23 protein-coding genes and 2 tRNA genes are annotated in these 26971 nt (G+C 73.5%); 18 read left to right on the forward strand and 7 right to left on the reverse strand.

What is annotated here, in order from left to right; all coding sequences use genetic code 11:
• Window positions 1-59: 59 nt before the first annotated feature.
• The 4 genes from yidC to rpmH are packed head-to-tail and all read right to left on the reverse strand — an operon-like array spanning window position 60 to window position 2118.
• Window positions 60-1178, reverse strand: a complete 1119-nt coding sequence (gene yidC / locus ACGBYP_RS19890) for a membrane protein insertase YidC (protein WP_411586950.1) — start codon at window positions 1176-1178, stop codon at window positions 60-62.
• Between the two features lie 4 nt (window positions 1179-1182).
• On the reverse strand, window positions 1183-1584 hold the full coding sequence (gene yidD / locus ACGBYP_RS19895; protein ID WP_411586951.1) for a membrane protein insertion efficiency factor YidD: 402 nt from the start codon (window positions 1582-1584) through the stop codon (window positions 1183-1185).
• Complete coding sequence (gene rnpA / locus ACGBYP_RS19900) at window positions 1581-1979, reverse strand: ribonuclease P protein component (protein WP_411586953.1); 399 nt, start codon at window positions 1977-1979, stop codon at window positions 1581-1583. The genes yidD and rnpA overlap by 4 nt, the downstream gene beginning before the upstream one ends.
• Window position 1980: 1 nt before the next feature.
• Complete coding sequence (gene rpmH / locus ACGBYP_RS19905) at window positions 1981-2118, reverse strand: 50S ribosomal protein L34 (RefSeq protein WP_163610199.1); 138 nt, start codon at window positions 2116-2118, stop codon at window positions 1981-1983.
• 686 nt (window positions 2119-2804) lie between these two features.
• Between rpmH and dnaA the strand changes: the two genes are divergently transcribed.
• The 16 genes from dnaA (at window position 2805) to ACGBYP_RS19985 (ending at window position 21976) form a co-directional block, all read left to right on the forward strand.
• A complete protein-coding gene (gene dnaA, locus ACGBYP_RS19910) occupies window positions 2805-4625 on the forward strand; it encodes a chromosomal replication initiator protein DnaA (protein ID WP_411586955.1) in 1821 nt (606 codons plus the stop codon).
• Between the two features lie 882 nt (window positions 4626-5507).
• Entirely contained in the window at window positions 5508-6665 is a 1158-nt protein-coding gene (gene dnaN, locus ACGBYP_RS19915; RefSeq protein ID WP_411586957.1) for a DNA polymerase III subunit beta, read from the forward strand.
• A gap of 134 nt (window positions 6666-6799) precedes the next feature.
• On the forward strand, window positions 6800-7810 hold the full coding sequence (gene gnd / locus ACGBYP_RS19920) for a phosphogluconate dehydrogenase (NAD(+)-dependent, decarboxylating) (protein WP_411587253.1): 1011 nt from the start codon (window positions 6800-6802) through the stop codon (window positions 7808-7810).
• Window positions 7811-7884: 74 nt separating this feature from the next.
• Window positions 7885-9063, forward strand: coding sequence for a DNA replication/repair protein RecF (gene recF / locus ACGBYP_RS19925; RefSeq protein ID WP_411586958.1), 1179 nt, complete (start codon window positions 7885-7887; stop codon window positions 9061-9063).
• The gene (locus ACGBYP_RS19930) at window positions 9056-9556 is read left to right on the forward strand and encodes a DUF721 domain-containing protein (protein WP_411586960.1); all 501 of its coding nucleotides are present in this window, start codon (window positions 9056-9058) and stop codon (window positions 9554-9556) included. The genes recF and ACGBYP_RS19930 overlap by 8 nt, the downstream gene beginning before the upstream one ends.
• Before the next feature lie 59 nt (window positions 9557-9615).
• Window positions 9616-10629, forward strand: coding sequence for a hypothetical protein (locus ACGBYP_RS19935; RefSeq protein ID WP_411586962.1), 1014 nt, complete (start codon window positions 9616-9618; stop codon window positions 10627-10629).
• The gene (locus tag ACGBYP_RS19940) at window positions 10626-12416 is read left to right on the forward strand and encodes an ABC transporter ATP-binding protein (protein ID WP_411586964.1); all 1791 of its coding nucleotides are present in this window, start codon (window positions 10626-10628) and stop codon (window positions 12414-12416) included. Before ACGBYP_RS19935 ends, ACGBYP_RS19940 begins: the two co-directional genes overlap by 4 nt.
• A gap of 106 nt (window positions 12417-12522) precedes the next feature.
• A complete protein-coding gene (locus tag ACGBYP_RS19945) occupies window positions 12523-13938 on the forward strand; it encodes an APC family permease (protein ID WP_411586966.1) in 1416 nt (471 codons plus the stop codon).
• A gap of 255 nt (window positions 13939-14193) precedes the next feature.
• Window positions 14194-16224, forward strand: coding sequence for a DNA topoisomerase (ATP-hydrolyzing) subunit B (gyrB, locus tag ACGBYP_RS19950; RefSeq protein WP_411586968.1), 2031 nt, complete (start codon window positions 14194-14196; stop codon window positions 16222-16224).
• 154 nt (window positions 16225-16378) lie between these two features.
• On the forward strand, window positions 16379-18847 hold the full coding sequence (gene gyrA, locus ACGBYP_RS19955) for a DNA gyrase subunit A (protein ID WP_411586970.1): 2469 nt from the start codon (window positions 16379-16381) through the stop codon (window positions 18845-18847).
• Between the two features lie 153 nt (window positions 18848-19000).
• Entirely contained in the window at window positions 19001-19873 is an 873-nt protein-coding gene (locus tag ACGBYP_RS19960) for a DUF3566 domain-containing protein (protein ID WP_411586971.1), read from the forward strand.
• Between the two features lie 117 nt (window positions 19874-19990).
• Window positions 19991-20064, forward strand: a tRNA-Ile gene (locus ACGBYP_RS19965).
• Between the two features lie 110 nt (window positions 20065-20174).
• Window positions 20175-20318: a DLW-39 family protein gene (locus tag ACGBYP_RS19970; RefSeq protein WP_411586972.1), complete on the forward strand. Its 144-nt coding sequence runs from the start codon at window positions 20175-20177 to the stop codon at window positions 20316-20318.
• A 42-nt stretch (window positions 20319-20360) separates the two neighbouring features.
• Window positions 20361-20433: transfer RNA gene (locus ACGBYP_RS19975), tRNA-Ala, on the forward strand.
• A gap of 125 nt (window positions 20434-20558) precedes the next feature.
• A complete protein-coding gene (locus tag ACGBYP_RS19980; RefSeq protein WP_411586973.1) occupies window positions 20559-21095 on the forward strand; it encodes a peptidylprolyl isomerase in 537 nt (178 codons plus the stop codon).
• 137 nt (window positions 21096-21232) lie between these two features.
• A complete protein-coding gene (locus ACGBYP_RS19985) occupies window positions 21233-21976 on the forward strand; it encodes a rhomboid family intramembrane serine protease (protein WP_411586975.1) in 744 nt (247 codons plus the stop codon).
• A 10-nt stretch (window positions 21977-21986) separates the two neighbouring features.
• On the opposite strand, the gene ACGBYP_RS19990 is transcribed toward ACGBYP_RS19985, so the two are convergent.
• The gene (locus tag ACGBYP_RS19990; RefSeq protein WP_411586977.1) at window positions 21987-22388 is read right to left on the reverse strand and encodes a PH domain-containing protein; all 402 of its coding nucleotides are present in this window, start codon (window positions 22386-22388) and stop codon (window positions 21987-21989) included.
• Window positions 22389-23045: 657 nt separating this feature from the next.
• A complete protein-coding gene (gene crgA / locus ACGBYP_RS19995) occupies window positions 23046-23318 on the reverse strand; it encodes a cell division protein CrgA (RefSeq protein WP_411586978.1) in 273 nt (90 codons plus the stop codon).
• Between the two features lie 199 nt (window positions 23319-23517).
• Between crgA and ACGBYP_RS20000 the strand changes: the two genes are divergently transcribed.
• The gene (locus tag ACGBYP_RS20000; protein ID WP_411586979.1) at window positions 23518-24234 is read left to right on the forward strand and encodes a DUF881 domain-containing protein; all 717 of its coding nucleotides are present in this window, start codon (window positions 23518-23520) and stop codon (window positions 24232-24234) included.
• Between the two features lie 93 nt (window positions 24235-24327).
• Entirely contained in the window at window positions 24328-25020 is a 693-nt protein-coding gene (locus ACGBYP_RS20005) for an aminodeoxychorismate/anthranilate synthase component II (RefSeq protein ID WP_411586982.1), read from the forward strand.
• Window positions 25021-25099: 79 nt separating this feature from the next.
• On the opposite strand, the gene pknB is transcribed toward ACGBYP_RS20005, so the two are convergent.
• Window positions 25100-26893: a Stk1 family PASTA domain-containing Ser/Thr kinase gene (pknB, locus tag ACGBYP_RS20010; protein WP_411586984.1), complete on the reverse strand. Its 1794-nt coding sequence runs from the start codon at window positions 26891-26893 to the stop codon at window positions 25100-25102.
• Window positions 26894-26971: the final 78 nt, after the last annotated feature.

The raw sequence follows: 26971 nt of genomic DNA on the forward strand, positions 1-26971 counted from the left end.
AACCCGGTGGTCGAGGGGCCGGGCACGCGGCGGGCCAGGAGCCCGGGTGCCCCGGCCGGTCAGCGGCGCTTGCCGCGCTTGCCGCGGTTGGCCGGGCCGGCCGCCGAACGGCTGCCCGACGCCCCGGACCGCGGCCGGTTGGCGCTGCCCGAGGGACGGCCGCCGGCCGAGCCGGCCGCGGTCGCGCCGGTCGCTGACGAGCCGGTGCGCGCGGCGTCGGCGGTGGGGGCCGGGTCGCCGTCGACGGGGGAGGCCGGGTCGACGACCGACCCGTCGGCGTCGACCGTCGAGGCGGGGGACGCGGTGGCCGGCTTGTTCTTCGGGCGGACCGGCTTGGCACCGGGCTTGGGCGCCAGCGTCTTGGGGTCGATGGCCGGCTTCTCGGCGGCGGCCTTGGCCAGCGCGTCGGGGGAGCCGGGCATCGGCAGGGCCTTGAGGATGTAGAACTGCTGGCCCAGCGTCCACAGGTTGTTCGTGAACCAGTACAGGAGCACGCCGATGGGGAAGAAGAAGCCGGAGACGAAGAGGCTGATCGGCATCCCGTAGAGCAGCAGCTTCTGCACCATCGCGGCCTGGCCCTCGACCGGGCCGGAGCGCTTCTGGATCTGCTTCTGGGTGAAGAAGGTCGTGAAGCACATGACCACGATGAGGACCATCGCGACGAGGCGGATGTTGGTGTAGCTGCCGCCGGTCAGGCCGAGGATCGCCTGCTCCTTGGCGCCGTCCATGTTGAACGACGCCGAGATCGGCGCCCCGAACAGCTTGGCGCTGGCCGCCTGGTTCGTGAGCGTGTCGTCCCAGCTGTAGAGGCCGGGCTTGCCCGGCGCGAGCCGGCGCAGCACGTGGAAGAGCGCGATGAAGACGGGGATCTGCGGGAGCAGCGGCAGGCAGCCGGCCAGCGGGTTGACCCCGCGCTCCTTCTGCAGCGCCATCATCGCCTGGCTCAGGCCCTGCCGGTCACTGCCGTACTGCTTGCGCAGCTTGGCCATCTCCGGCTGGATCTCCTGCATCGCGCGCTGCGACTTGACCTGCTTGACGAACAGGCGGAACAGCAGCACCCGGATGGTGATGACCAGGAAGACGATCGACAGCGCCCAGGTCCACCCGCTCGCCGGGTCCAGGAAGGTGGAGAACGCGGAGTGCCACGTCTTCATCACCCACGCGATCGCGGTGTACATCCAGTCAAGCAACGCCAGCCTCCTGCTGCGCGGACCGGCGGGGAGCCGGCGAAGTGGCTCGGCCCGTGCGACGTGCGCCCCGGGCCGGTGGAGCAGGTGCCGCGGGAGGTGCCGACGACTGCGCCGAGGGGGACGACGAGTGGGCCCCTCCGACGGTTCCGCCGTCCTCGGACCGGGCGGGACGTGCGGGCACCAGGTCGAGCCCGCCGGGGTGCCACGGGGCGCACTTGACCAGTCGCCTGACGGCCAGCCAGCTGCCCCGGGCGGCGCCGTGGACCTCGAGGGCCTCGGCGGCGTAGGCGCTGCAGCTGGGCTCGAAGCGGCAGCGCGGCGGGAAGGCCGGGCTGATCGCGCGCTGGTAGAAGCGCACCGCGGACAGCAGGGCCCGGGCGGGCGAGCCGGTCACGGCCGTGCAGCCCGCGGCTGGGCCGGACGGGCACCGAGCAGCCGGTCCAGACCGGCGTCCAGGTCGCGCGCCAGCACCGCCGAACCGGCATCGGCCGCCTCGGGACGGGCGCGCACGACCAGGTCGGCGGTGGCGGGCAGCCGGTGGAGCTCCGCGGCGACGAGGTGCCGCAGCTGCCGGGTCACCCGGTGCCGGCAGACGGAGTTGCCCACCGTCTTGCCGACGACGAAACCGGCCCGCGGTCCGGTCGGGACGTCCGCAGGACGCCCGGCCGGACCGACGGGCCGTTCGGAGAGGTAGTGCAGCACCAGGGTCGGGCGCCCGGCACGACGGCCGGACCGCACGACCGCGGTGAAGTCCGGCCGCCGGCGCAGGCGTGCCTGCGCGGGCAGCACCTCAGGCGGAGAGCTTGTCGCGACCCTTGCCACGGCGGGCGGCGAGGATGGCGCGGCCGGCCCGGGTGCGCATGCGCAGCCGGAAGCCGTGGGTCTTGGCCCGGCGGCGGGTGTTCGGCTGGAAGGTGCGCTTGCTCACGAGGGACTCCTACTGCTGACGACGTGGGTGCGCGCGGACCCGGTCGGGCAGCGCACGCGCGGGGTACGGGCAGGCCACCGACCCGGTGGACGGGCCCGCGACCGGCACCCGGTTCCCCCGGGGCTGGTCTGCTGCGCCCGGGCCCCGGGCCGCACCCCGGTGGGGCAGGTGCGACGGGTCCTGTGCACAGACTCCGACCAGCATAGCCGAGTGCGCGCGGCTCCTGGCGGGTGAGCCCGACCGGCCGGGGTGCGCCGTCGTCCACGCCTGGGGACGACGGACGCGCCCACGCCGGGTGCCCGGCCGCGGTGACCCGTGCGCGGGTCGTTGCCGGGCTGTGGATGGGGCTGTTAGCGTCGCCGTCGCTCCGTGTTGGACGAATGGACGTGCGTCCGTATGCCCACTCCGTCGTCCGACCGGTCCCCAGCTCGCTCCCCGACCACCCACCCACTGCGCTGACCAGTGGTGACGCGGGAACCGGCCGCCGGCCCCGCCGGCACCGGCACCCCTGTCGCCGGGCGTGCACAGACTGTGGACACTCATGTGGACGACGCCCTCGCGGGTGTCCACACCTGGGGAGTGGCCGGGGGATCCAGCAGTCCACCGACCGCCGTCCGTCCCCTGTGGACGAACGCGTCCGGCGGGACCGGAGCGCACCACCCGGAGCACGAGGAGGGACACAGTCGATGGCCGACTCCACGGTCGACCTGGCGACGGTCTGGGACCAGATCCGCGAGCGCCTGGCCACCAGCCTGTCCCCGCAGCAGAACGCACTGCTCAACCTGACCCGGCCGCTGGGCCTGGTCGAGGACACCGCCGTGCTCGCCGCACCCAACGAGTTCACCCAGACGGTGCTGGAGTCCCGCATGCGGATCCAGCTCGCCGAGGCGCTGTCGGCCGAGTTCGGCCGGGCCATCCGGGTCGCGGTGCAGCTGGAGGACATGCCGGCCGCACCCGAGGCGACCGACCGGCGCGACGCCCAGCCCGACGACCGCCGCTGGGGCCGGCCCGACCGCCCCGCCGCGGCCGCCCCCGAGTGGCCGGCCGCCGACCGGGACGACGACCGACTGGCCCAGGACCGGATCGCCCACGACCGCGCCTCCGCCGAGCTCGCCGCCCGCGAGCGGGCCGCGCAGGACCGGGCCGCGGAGGACCGCGCCGCCGAGGACCGCGCCGACCGCGACCGGGTCGACGACGGCCGCAGCGCGTTCGGGGTGCGCACCGACGCCGTCCGGGCCGAGGCCTGGCTGCCGGAGTCCGGTGACGGCCGGGACTGGTCGCGCGGCTCGGCCACCGCGGAGTCCGACGGCACCGCCCGCCGGCTCGCCCCCTGGGACCGCGACCCGGGTGAGGCCGCCACCGAGGGCCAGTCCGGCGAGGCCCGCGGCACCGACGACCGCCGTCCCGCCGACCGCTCGGCCCGGGGCGGTGGCGCCGTCCCGCTGTTCGCCGACCGCCGTCCGGCCGGGCTGGACCCGGGCCTGAACGCCAAGTACGTGTTCGACAGCTTCGTCATCGGCAACAGCAACCGGTTCGCCCACGCCGCCGCGGTCGCGGTCGCCGAGGCGCCGGCCCGGGCCTACAACCCGCTGTTCATCTACGGCGACTCCGGGCTGGGCAAGACCCACCTGCTGCACGCGATCGGGCACTACGCGGCGCGGATGTTCCCCAACGTGCGGGTGCGGTACGTCAGCACCGAGGAGTTCACGAACGAGTTCATCAACCTGGTGCACTCCGGCCGGGCCGAGGACTTCCGCCGCCGCTACCGGGACATCGACTTCCTGCTCATCGACGACATCCAGTTCCTGGAGCGCGCCGAGCGCACGCAGGAGGAGTTCTTCCACACCTTCAACACGCTCCACAACGCCAGCAAGCAGATCGTGATCACCTCCGACCGGGCGCCGAAGAAGCTGACGACGCTGGAGGACCGGCTCCGCACCCGGTTCGAGTGGGGCCTGATCACCGACGTCCAGGCGCCGGACCTCGAGACCCGCATCGCGATCCTGCGCAAGAAGGCCTGGGGCGAGCGGCTGCAGGCTCCCGACGCGGTCCTGGAGTTCATCGCCAGCAAGGTGCAGACCAACATCCGCGAGCTCGAGGGCGCGCTGATCCGGGTCACGGCCTTCGCCAGCCTGAACAAGCAGCCGGTCGACCTGGCGCTGGCCGAGCTGGTGCTCAAGGACCTCATCAGCGACGAGCAGGGCCCGCAGATCACCGCGGCGATCATCATGGCCGCGACCGCCGAGTACTTCTCGGTGACCATGGAGGAGCTGCAGGGGGCCAACCGCAGCCGCACGCTGGTCAACGCCCGGCAGATCGCCATGTACCTGTGCCGTGAGCTGACCGAGCTCTCGCTGCCCCGCATCGGGGCCTCCTTCGGCGGCAAGGACCACACCACGGTCATGCACGCCGTCAAGAAGATCACCGGCCTCATGAGCGAGCGCCGCGCGACCTACACCCAGGTCACCGAGCTCACCGCCCGGATCAAGAGCCGCGCCCGCCAGTAGTGGACAGCCGTCGTGCCCCGCCGCCCACAGGGTGGGCACGGAGCACGACGGCGTCCCACCGGTCGCCCGACCGCCCGTCCGGGTCGACACGGGACCCCTCCGGAGGGGTCCCGTGGGCCGTCGGCACGTGCCCGCGGGACGCCGCCCCTGCCCCCGCGCGGCCGCTGTCCACAGCACCGAACTTGCGCTCGACCAGCACGTTCACCTGTTCCGGGGTCCCCCGACCGGTGGCCGTCCCCCGCGGCACGGTCACCGACCGTGTCCCCGTGTCGTCTTGTCCCCAGAGCTGTGCACAGGTTGGGGAGAGCGGTCACCACCCGGTGCCGTCCGGTGCTCGCCGGCGTCGTCCCAGGTCAGGCGTCCGCAGGTCGTCCCCCTGATGTCCCCCGGGGGTCCACATGTCGACATCTGCGCGTGTGGACGAACCCGTGCTTCGCCTGGGGATGGGGACGAACCTGCGGGTGACCGGGGGAGACGGGGTGGAGAGCGCACGGTGACGGTGCACAACTGTCGAGTTGTCCACGTGTCGACACAGGGAACGGGTCACCAGCCCACAGCGGGCCAACAGGGCGAAAGCGCGGTCGACCTGCGGAAACGAGGTCGTTCCCCAGGATCCACACCCGTGATGACGAGGATGAGTTATCTCTGCTCGGGGATTCTTGAACCACATTCAGGCTGGGGAGGGCCGGAACGGGGGCTCCGCCACCCGCCCGGCCGGGAACGGGAACTGCGCACCGACGGTGACGAGGCGGTGCGGGAGCGGACGTCGCGACCGGGGGACTGGCCAAGCAGGGGGTCGGACAGGAGAGGATGGCGCCGCACACCGCGCCGCACGAGCCAGCGCAGACGAGCACGGCACACCAGCAAGGGGTTGGTCACGAGATGAAGTTCCGGGTGGCACGCGAGGTGCTCTCCGAGGCCGTGGCATGGACGGCACGCAGCCTGCCGCCGCGGCCGTCGGTGCCGGTGCTGGCCGGGATCATGCTGGAGGTCGAGGGCAGTCAGCTGTCGGTCTCCGGCTTCGACTACGAGGTCTCCGCCCGCTCCGAGGTCGACGTCCAGTCCACCGAGAGCGGCCGCACCCTGGTCCCCGGCCGGCTGCTGGCCGAGATCACCCGGGCCCTGCCGCCGCACCCGGTCGACGTCGTCGCCGAGGGCGCCCGGCTGTCGATCACCTGCGGCAACGCCCGGTTCAGCCTGCCGACCCTGCCGGTGGAGGACTACCCCTCCCTGCCGTCCATGCCCTCAGCCGCCGGCGTGGTCGACAGCGACGCGTTCGCCGAGGCGGTGAGCCAGGTCGCGGTGGCCGCCGGGCGTGACGACACCCTGCCGATGCTGACCGGCGTGCGGCTGGAGATCGAGGGCGACCTGGTCACCCTCGCCGCCACCGACCGCTACCGGCTCGCCGTCCGCGAGTTCGCCTGGCGCCCGGAGACCCCGGGGCTGTCGGCCGCCGTCCTGGTGCCGGCGCGCACGCTGGCCGACGCGGCCAAGACGCTCACCAGCGGGCCGGAGGTCACGCTGTCGCTGTCCTCGGGCGGTTCCGGTGAGGGCATCCTCGGCATGTCGGGCAAGGACCGGCAGACCACCACCCGGCTGCTGGACGCCGAGTTCGTCAAGTACCGGGCGATCATGCCCAGCGAGTCCTCGTCGTTCGCCGAGCTGCCGGTCGGGTTGTTCACCGACGCCGCCAAGCGCGTCGCCCTGGTCGCCGAGCGCGGGACGCCGCTGCGCTGCGAGTTCACCCCCGGTCAGGTCACCCTGCGCGCCGGCGGCACCGACGACGAGGGGCAGGCCGAGGAGCGCTGCGACGTCGTGTTCGACGGCGACCCGCTGACCATCGGCTTCAACCCGACGTTCCTGCTCGACGGGCTGGCCGCCGTGCACACCCCCCGCGCCCGGATGGACTTCACCACCGCGCTCAAGCCCGCGGTGCTCTCGGGTGTCGACGAGCCGGCCGGTGACGACGGCGGGGACCGTCCCGCCGAGCGCCCCGGCAGCTACCGCTACCTGATCATGCCGGTGCGCCTGCCCGGCTGAGGGAGGTCGGAGGACGCCGTCCCCGGACCGGGGGACCCCGGCGCGCGTACGACGCGACGGGCGAGCACGATGGGCGCGAGCGAGCCTCGGCCCCGGCGGCCGGTGGCACAGGACCCGCAGCGTCGCGGGCGCCCCTGGACACGCACGACAGCGCTGGACCGACCGCGGCATCCCGCGGGACGACGGAGACATCGAGTACGAGGAGGACCGGCGTGCAGCTGGGCATGATCGGGCTGGGCAAGATGGGCGGCAACATGGCCGAGCGCGTGCGTCGCGCCGGTCACGAGGTCGTCGGGTACGACCGGGCGCCGGGTGCGCGGGACGTCGACAGCCTGCAGGGGCTGGTCGACGCGCTGCAGGCACCGCGCGTGGTCTGGGTGATGGTCCCGGCCGGTGACCCGACCCGGCAGACCGTCCGTGAGCTCGGCGAGCTGCTCTCCCCCGGCGACGTGGTCGTCGACGGCGGCAACTCGAAGTACACCGACGACAAGGTCCACGCCGACGAGCTGGCCGAGAAGGGCATCGGCTACGTCGACGCCGGCGTCTCCGGCGGTGTGTGGGGCCTGCAGAACGGCTACGCGCTGATGGTCGGCGGGTCCGCCGAGGACGTCGCCAAGGTTCAGCCGGTCTTCGACGCGCTCAAGCCCCCGGCCGAGGCCGCCGAGGGTGCGCCGGTCAACCCGGGCGCGGGCTTCGTGCACGCGGGCCCCGTGGGCGCCGGCCACTTCGCCAAGATGGTCCACAACGGCATCGAGTACGCGATGATGCAGGCCTACGGCGAGGGCTACGAGCTGCTGGAGAAGGTCGACCTGATCCAGGACGTCCCCGGCGTCGTCGCCTCCTGGACCCAGGGCACCGTCATCCGCTCCTGGCTGCTGGACCTGCTGGTCCGGGCGCTGCAGGAGGACCCCGAGCTCGAGCGGATCACCGGCTACGCCGAGGACTCCGGCGAGGGCCGCTGGACCGTCGAGGCCGCGATCGACAACGCCGTCCCGATGCCGGCCATCTCCGCCTCGCTGTTCGCCCGGTTCTCCTCGCGGCAGGACGACTCCCCGACGATGAAGGCCGTCGCCGCGCTGCGCAACCAGTTCGGTGGCCACGCGGTGCGCTCCATCGACACCGGGGTGGCCGAGAAGCCCGCGTGATGACGGACCCCCGTGCCCGGCTGACCCCTGGGGCCAAAGTCGCGACTTTGGCCCCAGGGGTGGCCTGACCACAGGTGTACCTCCGGCACCTCCAGGTCGGCCAGTTCCGCAGTTGGGAGCTGGCCGACCTGGCGCTGACCCCGGGGCCCACGGTGCTGGTCGGCCGCAACGGGCAGGGCAAGACGAACCTGGTCGAGGCGGTCGGCTACCTGGCCACGCTGGGCAGCCACCGGGTCTCCGCCGACGCCCCGCTGGTGCGGCACGGCGCCACCCAGGCCGTCGTCCGGGCGGCGCTGCGCAAGGACGAGCGCGAGCTGCTCGTCGAGGTCGAGATCAACCCCGGCCGGGCCAACCGGGTGCGGGTCAACCGCGCCCCGCTGCAGCGCCCGCGTGAGCTGCTCGGCCTGGTCAGGACGGTGCTCTTCGCCCCCGAGGACCTCGCCCTGGTGCGCGGCGACCCGGCCGAGCGCCGCCGGTTCCTCGACGACCTGCTGGTCAGCCGCACGCCGCGGCTGGCCGGCGTGCGCAGCGACTACGACCGCGTGCTCAAGCAGCGCAACGCCCTGCTCAAGACGGCGAAGCTCGCCCGCGGCAACGCGCTGGCCACCCTCGACGTCTGGGACAACCACCTCACCGAGCTCGGCGGCCAGCTGCTCGCCGCCCGGCTGCGGCTGGTCGCCGACCTCGCCCCCTACGTCACCGACGCCTACGCCGGGGTCGCCGGGCCGGGCGCCGACCGGGCCGCGCTGGGCTACACCAGCAGCGTGCCGCTGGCCGGCGACGGCACCCCCGCCGACCCCGACCGCGCGCTGCCCTCGGCCGAGGAGCTCGCCGCGGCGCTGCGCGACCGGATCGCCGAGCGTCGCAAGGAGGAGGTCGACCGCGGGATCACCCTGGTCGGCCCGCACCGCGACGACCTCGTGCTGCACCTGGGCCCGGCGCCGGCCAAGGGCTACGCCAGCCACGGGGAGTCCTGGTCGTTCGCGCTGGCGGTCAAGCTGGCCTGCTTCGCGCTGCTGCGCGCCGAGGGCGACGACCCGATCCTGGTCCTGGACGACGTCTTCGCCGAGCTGGACGCCGGCCGCCGGTCGGCGCTGGCCGAGGTCGCCGGCAGCGCCGAGCAGACGCTGATCACCGCCGCCGTCGCCGAGGACGTCCCCCCGGCGCTGCGCGGCACCCGGGTTCAGGTGGCCGACGGCCGGGCGACGGTGCTGCCGGCCGAGGACGAGGGCGGGGAGGTCCACGGTGGCTGAGGAACGACCGGCCCGCCCCTCCGACATCGCCCGCGCCGCGCTCGAGGCGGCGCGTGCGGCGTCGGCGTCCCGGCCGCAGCCCACGCGCCGCCGCATCGCCGGGCCGCGCCGCCGGTGGACCGGCCCGGGACCCGGCGCCGACGACCCCCAGCCCCTCGGCGCGCTGGTCGACTCGCTGATCAGCCAGCAGGACTGGACCGCCCGCACCAAGGTCGGCAGCGTCTTCGGCCGGTGGGACGCCCTGGTCGGCGCCGACATCGCCGCGCACTGCCGGCCCGAGTCGCTCAACGAGGGCGAGCTGCTGGTCGTCGCCGAGTCGACCGCGTGGGCCACCCAGCTGCGGCTGCTGGCCCCGAGCATCCTGGGCCGACTGCGCGCCGGGGTGGGCGGGGACGTCGTGACCCGGCTGCGCGTTGTCGGTCCGACGGCGCCGAGCTGGAAGAAGGGCCCGCGCACCGTCCGCGGCCGGGGGCCGCGGGACACGTACGGCTGAGGTGCCCACAGCGGGCACCCGGTGAGTCAGACGGACAGCGAGACGAGGAGCACCCGGCGATGAGCAGCCCGCGCGATCGCGACGGCGACGGCTTCGAGGACGGCCGCCCGGCCGGCTGGCAGGAGCCGGCCCACCTGGGCGGCGAGCCCGCACCCGGCACGCCCGCGCCCCAGGACCCGCCCGGCCCGGACACCCCGCCCGCAGCCGGGTCCACCGGCAGCACCGCCGCCGACGGCGCGGGCTGGCAGCCGGCCGGCTGGGACCTGCCGGCGGTCGAGCCCGACCGCCCCGGCCTGCCGTCCGCCGCTCCCGCGCCCGCACCGGCGCCGACCCCCTGGCCGGCCGACGAGCCGGTCACCAAGGACGACCCGGCCGCCGGCCGCCCGCGCCGCGGCCTCGGCAGCCTGTTCGGCGGCCGGTCGCGGGACGACGACCTGCGCAAGGAGCCGGTGGACGACGACCGCCCCGACGCCGAGTCGTACCCCGTACCGGCGCCGGACCCGACCGACCCCTTCGGCACGCTGGCGTGGGCCCGGCAGTGGGGCTGGATCCCCTCCGACGGCACCAGCCCGCAGGACGCCGAACTGGTGCCGCTGATCCAGAGCGCGCCGGTGCGCCCCGGCCGCGAGGACCGCCCCAGCCGGGTGCTGCGCGGCCGCGGCGACGGCCTGGACCTGGTCGCCTTCGACATCGCCTCCCCGGTGGGTCGGGACTGGGTGAGCACGCACGCGGTCACCGCCGCGCCCTTGCTGGGCTCGGTGCCTGCCTTCCGGCTGTCCCCGGCCCGGCTGTGGCGGCACGGCACCGGCGGCCTGCTGCAGGTCCCCAGCCCCGACCCGGAGTTCGACCGCCGCTGGGTGCTGCTGACCGCCGAGGACGGCCCGCAGGTGCGCCGGCTGGTGGCCGACCCGCTGGTCCGCCAGTCGCTGCTGGGCACCGACGACGGCGACGAGATCTGGACGGCCGCCGGCTTCCTGGCCGCGGTCCGCCCCGACCCCAACCGCCCGCAGCTGATCGAGCACCACGCCCGGCTGCTCGCCGCGATCGCCGGCGCCCTCGCCGCTGCCGGGTGACCACCGGGGAGACCGCGCCACCCGTCGTGCCGGAGGCGCCGCCGACCGCCGGGCTGCGCGAGCTGCTGCCGCTGCTGCGCCCGCACCGCCGGGCGCTGGCCGGCGCGGCCGCGCTCTCGCTGGTCTCGGCCGCCGCCGCGCTGGCCCAGCCTGCCCTGGTCGGCCGGGTGATCAGCGCGGTCGGCTCCGACGCGGCGGTGCTGCCCGGCGTCCTGGCGCTGGTCGTCGTCCTGGTGCTGGCCTCGGTGCTGGGCGCCGGCCAGCAGTTCCTGCTGCAGCGCACGGCGGAGGGCGTCGTCCTGTCGACCCGCCGGCTGCTGACCGACCGGCTGCTCCGGCTGCCGGTCGCCGAGTACGACCGGCGGCGCACCGGTGACCTGATGTCACGGGTCGGCTCGGACACCACGCTGCTGCGGGCCACGGTCACCAGCGGGGTGGTCGAGCTGGCCGGGTCGGTGGTGGTCGGGGTCGGGGCGCTGATCGCGATGGCGGTGGTCGACGTCTGGCTGCTGCTGGTCACGGTGCTCGCGGTGAGCGTCGGGGTGACCACGGCGGTGCTGGCCTCCCGCCGGGTCCGCGAGCTGTCCCGGCAGGCGCAGGAGCAGGTCGGGGAGATGAGCTCGGCGGTGGAGCGCGCACTGTCGGCGGTGCGCACCATCCGGGCCAGCGGGGCGACCGACCGCGAGGTCGCCACCGTGGGCACCAGCGCGGCGCGCGCCTACACCGCGGGCGTGCAGGTGGCCCGGCTGCAGGCGCTGGTCAGCCCGGCCGCCGGCATCGCCGTGCAGGGCGCGTTCCTCGCCGTCCTGGGCCTGGGCGGGTACCGGGTGGCCACCGGCTCGATCGCCGTGGCCGACCTGGTCGCCTTCATCCTCTACCTGTTCCTGCTGATCAGGCCGCTGGGCGAGGTGATCAGCTCCTACACCCAGCTGCAGACCGGCCTCGGTGCGCTGGCCCGCGTGCAGGAGGTACTGGCCCTGGACCCCGAGCACGACGAGGTGCCCGAGCGACCGGGGCGCTCGCCGGTGCTGCTGCGCGTGCCATCGGCCGCCGACCCGGTGCCGCTGCTCGAGCTCGACAGGGTCGGCTTCGGCTACCCCGACGGGACCCCGGTGCTGCACGACGTGTCCTTCGCCGTCCCCGCCGGCAGCCGGGTCGCCCTGGTCGGGCCGTCGGGTGCGGGCAAGTCCACCGTGCTGGCGCTGGTCGAGGGCTTCTACCCGCTGACCGCCGGCGCCGTGCGGTGGGCCGGGACCGACACCCGCGAGCTGCCGCGGGCCGCGCTCCGCGCCCGGATGGGCTACGTCGAGCAGGAGGCGCCGGTGCTGGCCGGCACCGTGCGGCAGAACCTGCAGCTGGCCACGCCCGACGCCACCGACGAGCAGCTGTGGGCCGCGCTGGCCGACGTCGGCCTCACCGGCGTCGTCGAGCGGTCGCCGCTCGGGCTGGACGTCCCGGTGGGGGACGACGGCGTGCTGCTCTCCGGGGGTGAGCGCCAGCGGCTGGCGATCGCCCGGTCGCTGCTGTCCCGCCCGGCGCTGCTGCTGCTCGACGAGCCCACCGCCAGCCTCGACGCCCGCAACGAGGGGCTGCTGCGCGACACCCTGGCCGCCGCAGCCGCCGACCGGGCGCTGCTCGTGGTCGCCCACCGGCTGTCGACCGTGCTCGACAGCGACCGGATCGTGGCCCTGGACGCCGGCCGGGTGGTCGCCTCCGGCACGCACGACGAGCTGGTCGACACCAGCCCGCTGTACCGCGAGCTCGCCACGGCCCAGCTGCTCGTGTAGCCGCCGTGTTGCCGCCGCGTTCCACGTGGAACAGCGCGCCGGTTCGGGTCGACAGGTGACCTCGCACACAGCAGCATCCCTGTCACCACACAGGGGAGGCACCGCGATGGCCGAGAGCGTGCACACCGAGGACCGGTCCGCGAACGGCCAGCCGAGCCTGAAGCGGGTGATGGGCCCCGGGCTGCTCCTGCTGTTCATCGTCGGCGACATCCTGGGCACCGGCATCTACGCGCTCACCGGCCAGGTCGCCGCCCAGGTGGGCGGGGTGGTCTGGCTGCCGTTCCTGGTCGCCTTCCTCGTCGCACTGGTCACCGCCTTCAGCTACCTGGAGCTGGTCACCAAGTACCCGCAGGCCGCCGGCGCCGCGCTGTACACGCACAAGGCGTTCGGCATCCACTTCGTCACGTTCCTGGTCGCCTTCGCGGTGATGAGCTCGGGCATCACCTCGGCGTCCACCGCGGCCCGCGCCTTCAGCTCCAACGCCGCCGAGGTGTTCGGGCTCGGGTTCTCCGACGGCATCGGCATCACCCTCATCGGGCTGGGCTTCATGAGCCTGGTCGCGTTGGTCAACCACCGCGGGGTCGGCGAGAGCGTCCAGGCCAACGTGCTGCTCACCTGCGTCGAGCTCACCGGCCTGCTGATCGTCATCGGGGTCGGCGCCTGGGCGCTCGGCATGGGCGAGGGCGACTTCGGCCGGGTCACCGAGGTCGACACCGGCGACCGCTCGATGATCGGCGGGGTGATCGCCGCGACCGGGCTCGCCTTCTTCGCCATGGTCGGGTTCGAGGACTCGGTCAACATGGCCGAGGAGTGCAAGGAGCCGCGGCGGATCTTCCCCAAGGTGCTGCTGATCGGGCTGCTGGCCACCGGCGTCATCTACGTGCTGGTGTCAATCTCGGCGATCGCGCTGGTGCCCGCCGACAAGCTCAGCGAGGGTGACACCCCGCTGCTGCAGGTCGTGCAGGCCGGCGCCCCCGGCTTCCCGATCGGGGTCTTCGGCGTCATCACGATGTTCGCCGTCGCCAACTCGGCGCTGATCAACATGCTCATGGCCAGCCGGCTGGTCTACGGCATGAGCAACCAGGGCGTGCTGCCCCCGCTGCTGGGCCGGGTGCACCGCGCCCGGCGCACGCCCACCACCGCGATCCTGTTCACCACCGCGCTGGCGTTCGGGCTGATCACCTTCGTCGGCGCCGTCCCGGCGCTCGGCGGGACGACGGCGCTGCTGCTGCTCGTCGTGTTCACCGTGGTCAACGTCGCGGTGCTGGTGCTGCGGCGCGACCGCGTGGACGCCGACCACTTCCGCACCCCCACCGTGCTGCCCGTCGTCGGCGCGCTGGCCTGTGCCTTCCTGGCCACGCCCTGGGCCGGGCGGCCCGGCGAGCAGTACCGGATCGCCGGCGTGCTGCTGGTCATCGGTGTCGTCCTGTGGGGCGTGACCGTGCTGGTCGACCGCCGCACGGGCAAGCCCACCGGTCGGCTCGACCCCACCCAGCTCACCGGCGAGGGCCCGGTCAACTAGCGGGGCGTCGTCCCGCCCGTCCCAGCCGCCGCAGGACGGCGTGTCCGGCCGGGGGGCTGCACGGGTGGTGGTGGGTCTGCCGGCAGAGCCTCTCGCGCGACGTCAGGGCGTGGACGACGGCATCTGGCGTCCACGACCCGGTACGCTGGAGGTGACACACCGCCAGCAGCCCTCTCAGAGCCGCCCTGCGCCGGTCGACAGAGGAGTCGACGTGGTCGCCCCCGGCTGAGCGGCTGCGCAAGAGAAGGGCCCCACGTGGTCGCTGCGCCCCAGAACGAGACCGCCTACTCCGGCAGTTCCATCACCGTCCTCGAGGGCCTGGAGGCGGTCCGCAAGCGCCCCGGCATGTACATCGGCTCGACCGGCGAGCGCGGCCTGCACCACATGGTGTGGGAGGTCGTGGACAACGCCGTCGACGAGCACCTCGCCGGCTGGTGCGACACCGTCCGGGTCACGCTGCTGGCCGACGGCGGCGTCCGGGTCGAGGACAACGGCCGTGGCATCCCGGTCGACATGCACCCGGTCGAGAAGCGCCCCACCGTCGAGGTCGTCCTGACGATCCTGCACGCCGGCGGCAAGTTCGACGGCAAGAGCTACGGCGTCTCCGGTGGTCTGCACGGCGTCGGCGTCACCGTGGTCAACGCGCTGTCCACCGAGCTCGACGTCACGATCTGGACCAAGGGCCAGCAGTGGCACCAGCACTACACCGAGGCCAAGCCCGGCACGCTGGAGCAGGTCGGCGCCACCGACAAGCGCGGCACGGCGATCACCTTCTGGGCCGACCCCTCGATCTTCGAGACGACGGTCTACTCCTACGACACGATCGCCCGCCGCCTGCAGGAGATGGCCTTCCTGAACAAGGGGCTGACCATCGTGCTGCGCGACGAGCGCCCCGGTCAGGGCAAGGCCGAGACCGGCATCGGCGAGGAGTCGCTGGCCGAGCACGCCGCTCCGGTCGAGGCCGTCGACGAGGCCTTCGAGCCCACCGAGGTCACCTGGCGCTACGACCAGGGCCTGGTCGACTACGTCGCCCACCTGAACCGGCGCAAGACCGCGATCCACAAGTCGGTCATCGGCTTCTCCGCCGACGGCGTGGGCAAGAACGACACCGCGATGTCGGTCGAGGTCGCGATGCAGTGGTCCGACGCCTACTCGGAGTCGGTGCACACCTTCGCCAACATCATCAACACCCACGAGGGCGGCACGCACGAGGAGGGCTTCCGGGCGGCGCTCACCTCGATCGTCAACCGCTACGCCAAGGACAAGGGCATCCTCAAGGCCAAGGACGACTCGCTCACCGGCGACGACATCCGTGAGGGCCTGGCCGCGATCGTCTCGGTGAAGCTGGGCGACCCGCAGTTCGAGGGCCAGACGAAGACCAAGCTCGGCAACACCGAGGTCAAGGGCTTCGTCCAGAAGGTCTGCAACGACGCGATCGGCCACTGGTTCGAGGCCAACCCGACCGAGGCCAAGACGATCATCACCAAGGCCGCCTCGGCCGCCCGCGCCCGCCGCGCGGCGCAGGACGCCCGGAAGCTCGCCCGCAAGAGCCTGCTGTCGGTCAGCGGCCTGCCCGGCAAGCTGGCCGACTGCCGCTCCACCGACCCGCGCAACTCCGAGGTCTACATCGTCGAGGGCGACTCGGCCGGCGGTTCGGCGAAGTCCGGCCGGGACTCGATGTTCCAGGCGATCCTGCCCATCCGCGGCAAGATCATCAACGTCGAGAAGGCGCGCATCGACCGGGTGCTCAAGAACACCGAGGTCCAGTCGATGATCACGGCCTTCGGCACCGGCATCCACGACGAGTTCGACCTGAGCAAGCTGCGCTACCACAAGATCGTGCTGATGGCCGACGCCGACGTCGACGGTCAGCACATCCGCACGCTGCTGCTCACCCTGCTGTTCCGCTTCATGCGGCCGCTGGTCGAGGCCGGCCACGTCTACCTGGCCATGCCCCCGCTGTACAAGATCAAGTGGGGCGGCAAGGTCGGTGACCAGTACGTCTACACCGACAAGGAGAAGGACGGCGCCCTCAAGCTCGGTGCCGAGAACGGCCGCAAGCTCAAGGACGACGCCATCCAGCGCTTCAAGGGCCTGGGCGAGATGGACGCCAAGGAGCTGTGGGAGACCACGATGGACCCCGACCACCGGCTGCTGCAGCAGGTGACCATCGAGGACGCCGCGGCCGCCGACGAGCTGTTCAGCATCCTGATGGGCGAGGACGTCGAGGCGCGCCGCAGCTTCATCACCCGCAACGCCCGCGACGTCCGCTTCCTGGACGTGTAGGCCCCTGCACGACCGGACGGCGACCCGTCCTGGACGCCACGCCGCGGCACCGACCAGCTGCCCGGCGTGGCGCCCGCCCCGACGATGACTTCTCACTCGTCGGTTGACCTGGGCATTTGTCCACCGCTGTGTATCGACTTGTGGAGAACCAGACGTGACCGAGACCCCCAGCCGCGACCGCGTCGAACCGGTCGACCTCCAGCAGGAGATGCAGCGCAGCTACATCGACTACGCGATGTCGGTCATCGTCGGGCGTGCGCTCCCCGATGTGCGGGACGGCCTCAAGCCGGTGCACCGCCGCGTGCTGTACGCGATGTTCGACCAGGGCTTCCGCCCCGACCGGGCCACGGTCAAGTGCGCCCGCGTCGTCGGCGAGGTGATGGGCAACTACCACCCGCACGGTGACTCGTCGATCTACGACGCCCTCGTGCGGCTGGCCCAGCCGTGGTCGATGCGCTACCCGCTGATCGACGGCCAGGGCAACTTCGGCTCGCCGGGCAACGACCCGGCCGCGGCCATGCGCTACACCGAGGCCCGGCTCACGCCGCTGGCCATGGAGATGCTGCGGGACATCGACGAGGAGACCGTCGACTTCCAGCCCAACTACGACGGCAAGAACCTCGAGCCGCTCGTCCTGCCCTCGCGCATCCCGAACCTGCTGATCAACGGCTCGGCCGGCATCGCCGTCGGCATGGCCACCAACATGCCCCCGCACAACCTGCGCGAGGTCGCCGAGGCCGTCTTCTGGATGCTCGACCACCCCGAGGCCGAGCCCGAGGAGGCGCTCACCGCCTGCATGGAGCGGATCAAGGGCCCGGACTTCCCGACCCACGGCCTCATCGTCGGCCGTGACGGCATCGAGGACGCCTACCGCACCGGCCGTGGTTCGGTGCGCATGCGCGCCGTCGTCACCGTCGAGGAGGACGCCCGCGGCCGCGTGCAGCTGGTGGTCACCGAGCTGCCCTACCAGGTCAACCCGGACAACCTGGCCGAGGCGATCGCCGACGGCGTCCGTGACGGCCGGCTGCAGGGCATCAGCGAGATCGCCGACGAGTCCAGCGACCGGGTCGGCCGCCGGCTGGTCATCACGCTGCGCCGCGACGCGGTCGCCAAGGTCGTGCTGAACAACCTCTACAAGCACACCCAGCTGCAGACCACCTTCGGCTGCAACATGCTCTCGATCGTCGACGGCGTGCCCCGCACGCTGCGGCTCGACGAGCTCGTCCGGCTCTGGGTCGCCCACCAGGTCGAGGTCATCGTCCGGCGCACCGCCTACCGGCTGCGCAAGGCCGAGGAGCGCGCGCACATCCTGCGCGGCTACGCCAAGGCCCTCGACCACCTCGACGACGTCATCGCCCTGATCCGCCGCAGCGAGTCCGCCGAGGCCGCCCGCACCGGCCTGATGGAGCTGCTGGACGTCGACGAGATCCAGGCCGTGGCGATCCTGGACCTGCAGCTGCGCCGGCTGGCCGCCCTGGAGCGGCAGCGGATCCTCGACGAGCTGGCCGAGATCGAGGCCCGCATCGCCGAGCTGCAGGCGATCCTGGACTCCCCGGAGCGCCAGCGGCAGATCATCCGCGACGAGCTCGCCGAGATCGTCGAGAAGTACGGCGACGACCGGCGCACCCAGTTCGTCGCGCACGACGGTGACGTGTCCATGGAGGACCTGATCGCCGAGGAGCAGGTGGTCGTGACGATCACCCGCACCGGCTACGCCAAGCGCACCAAGGCCGACCTCTACCGCTCGCAGCGGCGTGGCGGCAAGGGCGTCATGGGGGCCGCGCTCAAGCAGGACGACCTGGTGCAGCAGTTCTTCGTGGGCTCGACCCACGACTGGATCCTGTTCTTCACCAACAAGGGCCGGGTCTACCGGGCCAAGGCCTACGAGCTGCCCGAGGCGGCGCGCACCGCCCGCGGCGCGCACGTGGCCAACATCCTGGCCTTCCAGCCGGACGAGAAGATCGCCCAGGTCATCCAGATCAAGGACTACACGGTCGCCCCGTACCTGGTGCTGGCCACCGCCCGCGGCCAGGTCAAGAAGACCCGGCTGGCCGACTTCGACTCCCCGCGTACCGGCGGCGTGATCGCCATCAACCTGCGCGAGGGCGACGAGCTGGTGGGCGCCGCGCTGATCAGCCAGGACCAGAACCTGCTCCTGGTCACCCGCAAGGCCATGTCGATCTGCTTCAAGGCCACCGACGAGCAGCTGCGCCCGATGGGCCGGGCCACCGAGGGCGTGCGCGGCATCTCGCTGTCCGACGACGACACGCTGCTGTCGATGATCGTCGTCCAGGAGGGCGTCGACGTCCTGGTCGCCACCGAGGGCGGGTACGCCAAGCGCACCGGCATCGAGCACTACCCGGAGCAGAACCGCGGCGGCAAGGGCGTGCTCACCGCCGACCCCAAGGCCCGCAAGGGCGCGCTCGTCGGGGCGCTGGCGGTGGTGCTCGGCGACGAGCTCTACGCCATCACCTCCGGCGGCGGCGTGATCCGGACCCCGGTCAACGGCGTCCGGCACACCCGGGACCGGGCGACCATGGGCGTCAAGCTCATGAACTTGCCGGAGGACGTCTCCATCGTGGCGATCGCGCGTACGACGGACAACGACGAGCCCGAAGCCTAGGGTGGGGCGGATGCCAGGTCGGGTTCCGGGACGACGACGTCCTGGTCCCGGCCTGCGCGACGACCACGGCACCGACCGCACCGCCGTCCCATCCCGGACGGCACCGGCCGGTGAAGCGACGCGGCGAGAGCCGCAGGCTGACAGGAGACTGGGATGAGCGACCGGGCGCGTAGTTCGGTGCGTACCGACTCCCGCGAGGGGTCGGGAGCGGCCGACGCGGAGCCGGCGGACGCCACCCAGGCCACCGACGTCCCGGCGGCGGCACCCGCTCCTGTCGCCGAGCCGGCCGTTGCTGCGGCGGAGGCCCCGGCGGCGCCCGCGCCTGCGGGGTCCACCGCGGCCACGGCGCGTCCGCTGGCCGGGCAGCCGGTGCCGGCCGCCGCCCCGGCCGACGACGCCCGGGCAGTGTCCACGCCCGCGCCGCCGGTGCCCCAGACGGGACAGGGCAACCGCGTCTCGGCCGGCGTCCGCTCGGCCGCGGCCCGCAGCTCCGCCCCGCTGGACGCCACCCAGTCGGTCACCCTGCCCCCGGCCGGGGCCCGGCCGGGGGAGCCGGCCCGGCCGGTGGAGGACGCGCGGCCGATCGACCCGCAGCGCGCTCCGTCCGCGCCGCGACCGACCGCCGACGCCCCCCGCCCGGCCGCACGCGGCCGCCGCGGGCCCCGCCGGGCCCGGCTGCAGTTGCGCCACATCGACACCTGGTCGGCGCTGAAGATCTCGCTGGTGGTGTCCATCGCGCTGTTCTTCGTGTGGATGGTCGCCGTCGGCGTCCTCTACGGCGTGCTGAGCGGGCTCGGCGTCTTCGACAGCGTCAACGACCTCATCGGCCAGGTCAGCACGTCGACCGGTGGCGAGGCCGTCGAGTCCTTCACCATCACCGCCGGCCTGGTGTTCACCGGCGCCGCCGTGATCGGCGCGGTCAACATCCTGCTGCTGACCGCGCTGTGCACCGTCGGCACGTTCGTCTACAACCTCTGCTCGGACCTGGTGGGCGGCCTCGAGCTCACCCTCGCCGAGCGGGAGTGATGAAGGACCCCCTCGCCCCCCACCCCTCGTGCCTCGGGGCGGGCCCCTGCGAGGGGGCCTGACGGAGCCCCCTGTCAGGGGGCTCCAGGCGGGCAGGTAAGCTGTTCACCGGTTCACGGGCGTGTAGCTCAGGCGGTTAGAGCGCATCCCTGATAAGGATGAGGTCGGAGGTTCAAGTCCTCCCACGCCCACCGTGCACCGACAGCGGGGGAGTCACGGCCTGCGGGTCGGCTCCCTCGCCGAGGCGCGGCGAAGCGGTCACCAGCACCGCGGTGGCCACCACAGTCCGAGGAGGTCACGCGTGCTGAAGAAGCTGGCGGTGGCAGCGCTCGCTGCCGGTGCCGTGGTCGCGGTGCGCAAGCGCACGGCCGCCAAGGGCGAGGCCGACCTCTGGGCGCAGGCCACCAGCGGACCCGACGCGGTCAGCACGCCCCGCTCCTCCTGATCCACCGGCACTGATCCACCCGGTGCGCCCGCCGCGCCGTCCGGGGACGTAGCTCAATTGGCAGAGCACCGCCTTTGCAAGGCGGGGGTTAGGGGTTCGATTCCCCTCGTCTCCACTCCCGCTCCCCGGCGTCGGCCGGCGAGCTCCTCGACCGCGCCGGAGCGCGCACTGCCCGGTCCTGGGACGGCGGCGGGGGCGGGCGCCCAGCGGGGCTGCGGTGACCAGTGGGAGAGTGGTCCCGTGACTGAGCAGACTCCTGCAGCACGGCGTGCCGTCCTGCACACCAACCGTGGCGACATCACCGTCGACCTGTTCCCCGACCACGCGCCGAAGACGGTCGCCAACTTCGCCGAGCTGGCGGAGGGCACCCGCGAGTGGATCGACCCGCGCACCCGCGAGAAGACGACCGCCAAGCTCTACGACGGCACCGTCTTCCACCGCGTGATCGACGGGTTCATGATCCAGGGCGGCGACCCGCTCGGGCAGGGCACCGGCGGCCCCGGCTACCGCTTCGGCGACGAGTTCCACCCCGACCTGTCGTTCAACCGCCCCTACCTGCTGGCCATGGCCAACGCCGGTCCGGGCACCAACGGGTCGCAGTTCTTCATCACCGTCACCAACACCCCGCACCTGAACAACAAGCACACGATCTTCGGTGAGGTCGTCGACGAGGCCAGCAAGAAGGTCGTCGACGCCATCGCCACGACGCCCACCTCCCGCGGCGACCGGCCGGTGGACGAGGTCGTCATCGAGTCCGTCGAGGTGCAGCGCAGCTGAGCACGTCCGAGGGCAACGGGGGCGCCGGCGCGGGAGACCCGCAGCCGGCGCCCCCCGCCAGGACCTGTTACCGGCACCCGGACCGGCCCACCGGCGTCTCCTGTGTGCGCTGCGGCCGGCCCATCTGCCCCGAGTGCATGAACCCGGCCTCGGTCGGCTTCCAGTGCCCGGACGACGTCGCGGCCGGCAACGCCGGTGTGCGGCAGCCCAGGCCCACCACCGGACTGCGCGGAGCCAGCCGCCGGTTCGGGCCGGTCACGCTCAGCCTGATCGGCGTCAACGTGCTCGTGGCCCTGGCCACCGCGGCCTCGGCGATCAGCGTCGGGGTCAACCCGTTGCGCAGCTTCTCCTCGCCGCTGCAGAACGACTTCGCCACCGCTCCCATCGCCATCGACCAGGGCGAGTGGTGGCGGGTGGTCACCAGCGCCTTCACCCACGTCAGCCTGGTGCACCTGGTCTTCAACATGCTGGCGCTGCTGGTCTTCGGCTCCGAGCTCGAGCGCCAGCTCGGCCGCGGCCGCTACCTGACGCTCTACCTGGTGTCGGCCCTGGGCGGCGCTGCGGCGATCCAGCTGTTCGCACCGCCCTACCAGGGCGTGGTGGGCGCCTCCGCGGCCATCTACGGCCTCCTGGGCGGGCTGGGCGTGCTCCTGCTGTCCCGCCGCGAGGACCTGCGCGGCCTGCTGACCCTGCTGGCGATCAACCTGGTGGTCAGCTTCCTGCCCGGCATCTCCTGGCAGGGACATCTCGGCGGTCTGGTCGCCGGTGCGCTGGTGGCCGCGGCGCTGGTGCTGGGCCGGCGCAACCGGCCGGTCGCCCTCGGTGGCACCGCCCTGCTGGTCGTCGTCCTGCTCGTGCTGGTCTTCGGCGGGATCCGCTAGCCCACGGCGGTCAGGAGCCGGCCCCGGTGGCGTGGAGCGCCTCGGCGACCACCCCGGGGTCGGCTCCCAGGTCACGGCGGCCCAGCACGACCAGGACGGCGTCGTCGCTGCGGTCCTCCAGCTCCAGCGTGGTCGAGCGCACGCCCCACCGCCGCTGGCTCCGCACCCGCGCCCGCAGCACCGGCCAGGCGATCGTCGTGGTCCCGGTGAGCGCCCGCACGGTGACGCCGGCGCCGTCGGCGCGCACCCGCGGACGCAGCAGCCCGTCGCGAGCGGCCAGGCCGAGCAGCAACGCGGCGGCGCCGCCCAGCAGCACCCGGCCGACGGGGTCGGCGAGCAGGGCGCCCAGCGCCAGTCCCAGCCCCGCCAGCGCCGTCACGGTCGTCTCGGCGAGGCGGGGTGACCACTGCACCCGGCCAGCTTGTCACCCGCCGGAGCGCCCCTGCGTCCCCAGGTCCGGGGCGGTACGGGCGACTCGTCCGTCCACAGCCTGACGCGGCGGGCCCACGGCTCTCCTCACGCACCAGTGCCGTCCGATCACCGCCCGAAGTTGTCGACATGGCGCCGGGACACGCCGACGAACATCGCGTCACGCTGTTGGTTTGCCTCGGCGGCAGGCGGGTAGTAGGCCGCCGCGACGTGGATGGAGGCCCCTGGTTTCCCACAGCTGTGTACACAGCTGGGGACGGACTTCCACGGGTGTAGTCACCCCGCTGTAGTTTCCGCCCCAGTAGTCACACGGGGGGCATCACCGCAGGTCAGCGTCTCGCCGTCGCCAAGCGGAACTCCACAGTTCGTGGACAAGTCCGTGGACGGACGCCGCGGCCGCCTGTGGACACACCGGGAGGCTGTGCACAGCGGATCGTCCCGCCGTGCACGGACGAGCGCCTGACCTGCACGTTGACCGTCTTGTCGACTCTGTCTGGGTGTGACCGCAGCGCTCCGCACGGTCACCGTCGTCGTCCCCAGGTCGAGGACCCTCCCGACCGCCCCGGCGACCTGTCCCCGGGACGACGAAGGCCCCCGTCCGGAGGGGACGGGGGCCTGTCGGCGGTGGGGCCGGGCGGGGTCAGCGCCAGCGCATCGACATCACGAGACCGGCGACCATCAGGCCGAAGCCGATCAGGAAGTTCCAGGCGCCCAGGCTGACCATGACGCCGATCCGGTCGCCGGCCACGTAGTAGACGACGATCCACAGCAGCCCGACGAGCATCAGCGCGACCATCAGGACGGCGTACCAGCGCGGGCTCGGCTGCACGGCGCGGGCCCGGGCGGCCGACGAGGGGAGGACCCCCTCGGGCGGCGTGTACACCGACTTCTTGCGCACCTTCGACTTCGGCACCTGCGGACTCCCTCCCGGGCCGTGGCCTGTCGCCCCGGCGTGAACTCCGTCCAGCCTAAGCTGCAAGCCCAGCGGAACGGCTCCAGCGTGCGGCCGGGTCACCCGATCCGTGTGCCGGGGTGTCCCGGCGGAGCCAGCAGGGGAGGTCGACGTGCGCCGGTCCGGCGGCTCATCGCGCGCCACCCCGTGGACGGCGCTCGTGCCCGTCGTCGCGCTCGTGGCCGGGTTCATCTTCGCCACCACCTCGACCACCGCCCAGGGCACCGACCTGCGGGCCGGGCAGAGCTCGCAGCTGACCGACCTCATCGCCCAGCGCGATGCCTCGGTCGCCGACCAGGAACAGACGCTGGCCGAGCTGCAGGCCGAGGTGCAGGCGCTCACCGACCAGGCCGCCACCCGCAACGGGGCCGTGGCCGAGGCCCAGGCCGTGGGCCGGTCCAGGCTGACCGCCGCCGGTCTCAGCGGACTCGTCGGCCCCGGGCTGACCGTCACCCTCGACGACGCCGACCTGGGGCCCAACGGGGCGCTCCCCGCCGGGGCGGAGTCCAACGACGACGTGGTCATCCACCAGTCCGACGTCCAGGCCGTCGTCAACGCGCTGTGGGCCGCCGGGGCGGACGGCGTGTCGATCATGGGCCGGCGGCTGATCGCGACCAGCGCGGTCATCTGCGTGGGCAACACCCTGCTGCTGCAGGGCCGCACCTACTCTCCGCCCTTCGTCATCTCCGCGGTCGGCAGCACGACCCAGATGCGCAGCCAGCTCGACACCTCGGCCGACGTCGCGCTGCTGCGCTGGTACGCGGACCGCTACGGCCTGACCTACGACGTGCAGGAGGAGCGCGAGATCGCCCTGCCGGCCTACGACGGCACGCTGGACATGCGGTACGCACGGACGGAGCGACCCGGGGGCGGGTGACGTCCGCGGCCGGGGCGTGTACACCTGGACCCGGCAGCGCCCGCCTGGCGCCCGTCCGTCCCCGTCGCCGTCCTCCGGAGCCCTGAACCCGCCGTGACCCTCCCTGACGCCCCTGCAGCCGGCCCGGGGCCCGCACCGGTCCGTCCGGTGCTGGTCGTCGACAACTTCGACAGCTTCGTCTACAACCTCGTCCAGTACCTGGGCCAGCTGGGCGTGCCCAGCGTGGTCCGGCGCAACGACGCGGTGACCGTCGACGAGCTCGCGGACCTCGACGTCGCCGGCGTCCTGCTCTCCCCCGGCCCCGGCACCCCGGTCGACGCCGGGGTGACGGTCCCGATGGTCCGCGCGGCGGCCGAGGCCGGCCTGCCGGTGCTGGGCGTCTGCCTCGGCCACCAGGCCATCGCCGAGGCCTTCGGCGGCGTCGTCGGGCGTGCCCCGGAGCTGCTGCACGGCAAGACCAGCCAGGTCGTGCACGACGGCGTGGGCGTGCTCGCCGGGCTGCCCTCGCCGTTCACCGCCACCCGGTACCACTCGCTGGCCGTCGAGGACGGCACCGTGCCCGCCGAGCTCGAGGTCACCGGGCGCACGCCGTCGGGCATCGTGATGGCGCTGCGCCACCGGGAGCTGCCCATCGAGGGCGTGCAGTTCCACCCGGAGTCCGTGCTCACCGAGGGCGGGCACCAGCTGCTGGCCAACTGGCTGGTCTCCTGCGGGCTGAGCCCCGACCCGGCCCTGGTCGAGGCGGCCTCGGCCGCGACGCGGCGGCTGTCCACCGCGACCGTCTGACGGCTCCACGCCGACATGACGAAGGGCCCCCTCCCGGTCGGGAGGGGGCCCTTCGTGTCGCGCTCGGCGTGCGCCGGGGTCAGCCGCTCGGGGTGGGGCTGACGGTCGCCGGGTCGGGGCTCGCGGGCGGGGTGGAGCTCGGTGCCGCAGAGCTGCTGGACGGCGGCGTGCTGCTCGGCGCCGGGTCGGCCGGGATGGCGACGGCGACCTGGAGCTCGACGACGTCGTCGCGGGCGACCGGGGCCCGCGGGCCGGGGTCGGTGTCGATGACGGTGCCGGGGGCGACGGTGTCGGACTCGCCGTTGATCTCGCTGATCACCCCGTTGTCGATCCCGGCGGCGATCAGCCGCTCGCGGGCGGCGGCCGCGGTCAGCCCCCGGACGTCGGGCAGGTCGATCGTCCCGGTGGAGACCTTGAGCCGGATGGGGGTGTCCGGGGCGGTCTCGGTGCCGGCCGGCGGGTCGCTCTCCACGACCGTGCCCTCCGGCTCCAGGCTGTCGACCTGGTCGGTGCTGACGCTGCCGGTGAACCCGGCGGCCTGCAGCCGCTCGCGGGCGTCGGCGGTCTCCCGGCCGGCCAGGTCCGGGATGCCGATGCTGTCCGGGCCGGCGCTGACGACGAGGTCGACCGGGGACTGCTCGGCCACCTGGGTGCCCGACGCCGGGTCGGTGCGCACGACCTGGCCCTCGGCGACGGTGTCGCTGGCCTCGGTGCTGACCTCGCCCAGCGTCAGCCGGGCCGACGTCAGCGCCGTCGTGGCCGCCTCTTCCGTCCGGCCGCTCAGGTCGGGCACCGCCACCTGCACGACCGCCGGGGCGGTGGGCTCCTGGTCGCCGCCGCTGTTGAGCACCACGATGCCGACGACCACCAGCGCCAGCAGCACCAGGCCGCCGACGATCGCGGCGATCAGCGTCTTGCGGCTGCCCCGGTCTTCGTCCTGCCCGTCCCACTGCCCCTCGTCGTACCCGGCGGGGGCGGCGCCGATGATCGTGGTCCGGTCGGCCTCGCTCATGACCGGCGTCGCCTCGACACGCTGGCCGGCGACGGCGCGGAGGAGGTCGGCCCGCATGTCGGCGGCCGACTGGTACCGGTTGGCCGGGTTCTTGCTCATGGCCTTGAGCAGGATCGCGTCCAGCGCCGGCGGGATCGCCGGGTTGATCGACGACGGCGTCCTCGGGTCCTCGCGCACGTGCTGGTAGGCCACGGCGACGGGTGAGTCGCCGGTGAACGGCGGCGTGCCGGTGACCAGCTCGTACAGCAGGCAGCCGGCGGAGTAGACGTCGGAGCGGGCGTCGACGCCCTCGCCGCGGGCCTGCTCGGGGGAGAGGTACTGGGCGGTCCCTATCACCGCGGCCGTGGAGGTCATGGTCGCGGCGGAGTCGGAGACGGCGCGGGCGATGCCGAAGTCCATCACCTTGACCGTGCCCTGCGGCGTGATCATGACGTTGCCGGGCTTGACGTCGCGGTGCACGATGCCGTTGCGGTGGCTGAAGTCCAGGGCGGCGCAGATGTCCGCGGTGAGCGACATGGCGCGCTCGGGGGAGAGCCGGCCCTCGCTGCGGAGCAGGTCGCGCAGCGTCTCGCCCTCGACGTACTCCATGACGATGTACGGGGTGGCGCCGGTGGCGGTGCGGTCCTCGCCGGTGTCGTAGACGGCCACGATGGCCGGGTGGTTCAGCGACGCCGCGGCCTGCGCCTCGCGGCGGAAGCGCACCTGCGACGACGGGTCACGGGCGAGGTCCTGGCGCAGCACCTTCACCGCGACCTCGCGGCCCAGGCGCAGGTCGCGGCCACGGTGCACCTCGGCCATGCCGCCCCGGCCGAGCACCCCACCGATCTCGTAGCGCTCGCCGAGCACCTGGGGGGTGGTCATCGGGATCGGGGGTCCTCTCGGGGGGTGCAGCAGAGCCGTGGTCGCGACGCCGGGACCGCCCCACCGCGGTGCGGCGGG

It is taken from the genome of Modestobacter sp. SSW1-42 (assembly GCF_046635825.1).
GTDB lineage: Bacteria > Actinomycetota > Actinomycetes > Mycobacteriales > Geodermatophilaceae > Modestobacter.